Origin of the sequence: Pseudomonas sp. R62, assembly GCF_000257605.1 — a bacterium.
GTDB lineage: Bacteria > Pseudomonadota > Gammaproteobacteria > Pseudomonadales > Pseudomonadaceae > Aquipseudomonas > Aquipseudomonas atacamensis.
In genome coordinates, this window is the sequence record NZ_JH635998.1 from 1,959,371 (window position 1) to 1,963,558 (window position 4,188).

Annotated in this window: 3 protein-coding genes; 2 read left to right on the forward strand and 1 reads right to left on the reverse strand. The window is 60.7% G+C overall.

Annotated features, from left to right (window positions below; all coding sequences use genetic code 11):
• A partial coding sequence (locus tag OQK_RS09920; protein WP_038860813.1) for a putative bifunctional diguanylate cyclase/phosphodiesterase occupies positions 1-1,613 on the reverse strand: 1,613 nt, incomplete at its 3' end.
• 147 nt (positions 1,614-1,760) lie between these two features.
• On the opposite strand from OQK_RS09920, the gene desA reads away from it, so the two are divergent.
• Together desA and OQK_RS09930 are read left to right on the forward strand one after the other, a co-directional pair.
• Positions 1,761-2,945 carry a delta-9 fatty acid desaturase DesA gene (gene desA, locus OQK_RS09925; protein ID WP_016772248.1) on the forward strand — a complete coding sequence of 395 codons (1,185 nt, stop codon included), beginning with the start codon at positions 1,761-1,763 and terminating at the stop codon, positions 2,943-2,945.
• Positions 2,946-3,140: 195 nt separating this feature from the next.
• Positions 3,141-4,130 (forward strand): GGDEF domain-containing protein, encoded by a 990-nt coding sequence (locus tag OQK_RS09930; RefSeq protein ID WP_016772249.1) that lies wholly within the window; start codon positions 3,141-3,143, stop codon positions 4,128-4,130.
• Positions 4,131-4,188: the final 58 nt, after the last annotated feature.

Consider the following 4,188-nt stretch of genomic DNA (forward strand, 5'->3'; position numbering starts at 1 on the left):
GCCAGACGCACACCCAGTTCGCGCAAGCGATGCATCTGTTCCAGCGCTACTTCGGGATCATCCATCACCGCGCTTTCGGTAACTTCCAGTTCCAGATACGCCGGATCCAGCCCCGTGTCGTGCAGCACCTGCGCCACCTGCTGATAAAGCTCACGCCGGGCAAACAGCCGCGACGAAACATTCACCGCGACGAACGCCAGCACCACACCGCTCTGCTGCCATTGGCACATCTGTCGGCAGGCCTGCTGCATCACCCAGGCATCGATCTCGGCGATCAGCCCGGTGCGCTCGGCAATCGGAATGAATTCTGCCGGCGACACCAGCCCGCGCTGCGGATGCTGCCAGCGCACCAGTGCCTCCACGCCGATCAGACGGCTGCTGTGCAGGTCATGCACCGGTTGGTAGTAGACGCGCAACTCCTCCTGCTCCAGTGCACGGCGCAGCTCGAAGGCGATTTCGACCCGTTGCTGGGCATGGGCGGTCAGCTCTTCGGTATACAGCGCGTAGCCATTGCGTCCGCTGCTTTTGGCCTTGAACAGCGCGCTGTCGGCGTTGCGTAACAACTGCTCGGCGCTGAGGGCATCGCTGGGAAACAGGCTGATACCGATGCTGGCGTTGATGAACAGTTGATTGCCATCTACCAGCACCGGCTCCTTCAACGCGTCCAGAGTCCGTTGCGCCAGCGCGGCGGCCTGAGCCGGCTGTGGACAACTTTCCGCGAGCACCGCGAACTCGTCACCGCCGAGCCGTGCGAGGGTGATGCCGGGGCCGAACAATGCCTGCAACCGCGTCGCCACCGCTTTGAGCAATCGGTCGCCGACGTTATGCCCGAGGCTGTCGTTGATCATCTTGAAATGATCCAGATCGAGCATCAGCAGCGCGCAGCCACGCTTGTGTGTCTGCGCGGAAGACAACGCCTGCTCGGCGCGGTCGCTGAACAGCAGGCGATTGGGCAGATCGGTCAACGGATCGTGATGCGCCAGGTGTTTGAGTTCGGACTCGGAATCCTTGATCGCACTGATGTCGGAGAACACCGCCACGTAATGGCTGAGCCGGCCGAAATCATCGTGAATCACCCGAATGGTCTGCCACTGTGGATAAATCTCGCCGGTCTTGCGCCGGTTCCAGATCTCACCGCTCCATTCACCTTCAGCCTCAAGGGTGGCGAACATCGCCTGATAGAAGCCCGGCGGATGATGGCCGGACTTGAACAGACTCGGCTGCTGGCCGATGACTTCGTCGCGCCGATAACCGGTGATCTCGATAAAGGCGCGGTTGACGTGAACGATCAGGCCACGGTGATCGGTAACCAGCACACCTTCGCGGGTGCAATCGAACACGGCGGCCGCTTGACGTAGGCGCTCACGGTCGCTGTGGCGCTCGCGCAGGCGGGCACCGATGCCGAGAAACCGACACAGCCGCGCCCGCGCGAGAAAAATCAGCCCGGCGCTGACCGCTGCCAGCAAATAACCGTTGATCAGTTGCCAGCGGGCCAGCGCACTGGAGTCATCGAAGAATCTGCTTAATAAATGATCGGAAACCTGCAGCCACACGGCGGCGAGTACGAGGTAGAGCAGCGCTGCACGCAAGGCATCGCGGTAAGTCGCAGACATTCGGTCGTCCATGTCCCTACAAAAAGGTTGGAATTATAAGTCAAGAAACATTCAGCGACTTCTTATCTGAAAGGGCGACTGGTTTTATCTGTGTGCTTAGTGATAATGCAACGGCTGTTTTTATCTTTATCGAGGGCCCTATAGCCTATGTGGTACGAAGGTTTTCTTGGCTTGTCGGCCTGGTCACTGGTCGCGGTCACCCTGCTGATGACCCATGTGACGATTGTTGCCGTCACGGTCTATCTGCACCGTTACTCGGCCCACCGCTCGCTCGAGCTGAATGCGGGTCTCAAGCACTTTTTCCGTTTCTGGCTGTGGCTGACCACGGCGCAGAACACCCGCGAGTGGACCGCCATCCACCGCAAACACCACGCCAAATGCGAAACCGAAGATGACCCGCACAGCCCGGTCATCAAGGGTCTGTCCACCGTACTGCGCACCGGCGCCGAGCTGTACCGCAGCGAAGCGCAGAACCCGGAAACCCTGCGCATCTACGGCAAGAACTGCCCGGAAGACTGGATCGAACGCAACGTCTACAGCCGCTATCCGCTGCTGGGCGTGGCGATCATGGGCGTGATCGACCTGCTGCTGTTCGGCACCATCGGCATCACCATCTGGGCGATCCAGATGATGTGGATTCCGGTGTGGGCCGCTGGCGTGATCAACGGTCTGGGCCATGCCGTCGGCTACCGCAACTTCGAATGCCGTGACGCGGCGACCAATCTGGTGCCGTGGGGCATCCTGATCGGCGGTGAAGAGCTGCACAACAACCATCACACCTACCCCAACTCGGCCAAGCTGTCGGTGAAGAAGTGGGAATTCGACCTCGGCTGGGCGTGGATCAAGGTCTTCTGCTTCCTGCGTCTGGCCAAGGTGCAGCGGGTCGCACCGATTGCCCACCGCGTCGAGGGCAAGGGCAGCCTGGACATGGACACCGCCATGGCGATCCTCAACAACCGCTTCCAGATCATGGCCCAGTACCGCAAATTGGTGATCGGCCCGCTGGTCAAGCAAGAGCTGGCCAAGGTCGATCATTCGGTGCGTCACCAGTTCCACCGGGCCAAACGCCTGCTGTCGCGGGAAACCAGCCTGCTGGAAGACCGCCATCACCTGCGCATCCAGACCATGCTCGAACACAGCCATGCGCTGAAAGTGATCTACGAGAAACGCCTGGCTTTGCAGCAGATCTGGGTCAAGACCAGTTCCAATGGCCACGACATGCTCGCCGCCATCAAGGAATGGATTCACGAGGCCGAGGCCAGTGGCATCCAGTCGTTGCGTGACTTTGCTGATCAGCTGAAAACCTACTCGCTGCGTCCTGCGACTGCCTGACCTGCAACGAGGCTGTGATCTAGAAGATCGCAGCCTCGTTACACACGTCGTCTCCTTAACCCCGCCGCCCGGCGGGACTCGGTAATGGCCGGGAACTTCGCCGAAAATCCTCTATCTCAAAGACACTTCGCCATTCCGGCGGGTTGTCCTGTGGCCGTCGTCGACATTGCGGCGCGCCCTTTGAGATTTGTGCCGATGGTCAACAACAACCAGAAAGACACAACCTTCACCCAATGGCCCGAGGCCGCGCAAACGCTGATGGCGCTGATGCACGCGCAGGGCGAAGTTGCGCGCCTGAGCGAGCGCGAACAATTGATCAGTTCGCTGCTGGTCAGCGTCAACGCCGTACTCTGGGCTTTCAACTGGGAAACCCGCCAGGTGCTGTACGTCAGTCCGGCCTATGAACGGATCTTCGGCCGTTCCGCCGCGTTGTTGCTGGCGGACTACAACCAATGGCGCGACAGCATTTACCCCGATGATCTGGAGTACGCCGAGCAGAGCCTTGCCGAAGTCCTGCACCGAGGTGCGGTGGAAGATCGCGAGTACCGCATCATTGCCGCCGATGGCCAGGTGCGCTGGCTCAGCGACAAATGTTTTATCAATCGCCAGGACGAGCCTGGACAGCCGGTAATCATCGTCGGCATCGCCGAAGACATCACCGACAAAAAACACATGGAAACCGAGCTGCAACGCTTGGCCACCACCGATGTGCTGACGCAAAGCAGCAACCGCCGCCATTTCTTCGAATGCGCCCACCGCGAGTTCGCCGAGGCCCGCCGCCAAGGCACACCGCTGGCCTTCCTGCTGCTGGACATCGACGATTTCAAAGTGATCAACGACAGCTACGGCCACCCCGAAGGCGACAATGTGCTGCAACGGATCGCCGAATGCGGGCGCGGCTCATTGCGCCGTGGCGACCTGTTCGGGCGGATTGGCGGTGAGGAGTTCGCCGCGGTGTTTCCCGGCTGCGCGCCGGAGATGGCCGTGCAAGTGGCGGAGCGCCTGCAACAGGAGATCCAGCGACTGCGCTTCAACCACGACGGCCAAGCATTCAGCATCACAGTTAGCCAGGGCCTGACCAACCTCACCGACGAAGACAAGAGCCTGGACAGCCTGTTCGCCCGCGCGGATGCCGCGATGTACGAGGCGAAACGGCAGGGCAAGAACCGGATCATTGCGGCCTGACCCGTATTTTGTGGCTGCCGCAATTCCTGTGGGAGCGGGCTTGCCCGCGATGAGGCCT

Excerpts from the sequence above, each read along its gene's own strand:
- OQK_RS09930 (WP_016772249.1), top strand. The coding sequence starts at position 3,141 with ATGGTCAACAACAACCAGAAAGACACAACCTTCACCCAATGGCCCGAG.
- desA (WP_016772248.1), top strand. The coding sequence starts at position 1,761 with ATGTGGTACGAAGGTTTTCTTGGCTTGTCGGCCTGGTCACTGGTCGCG.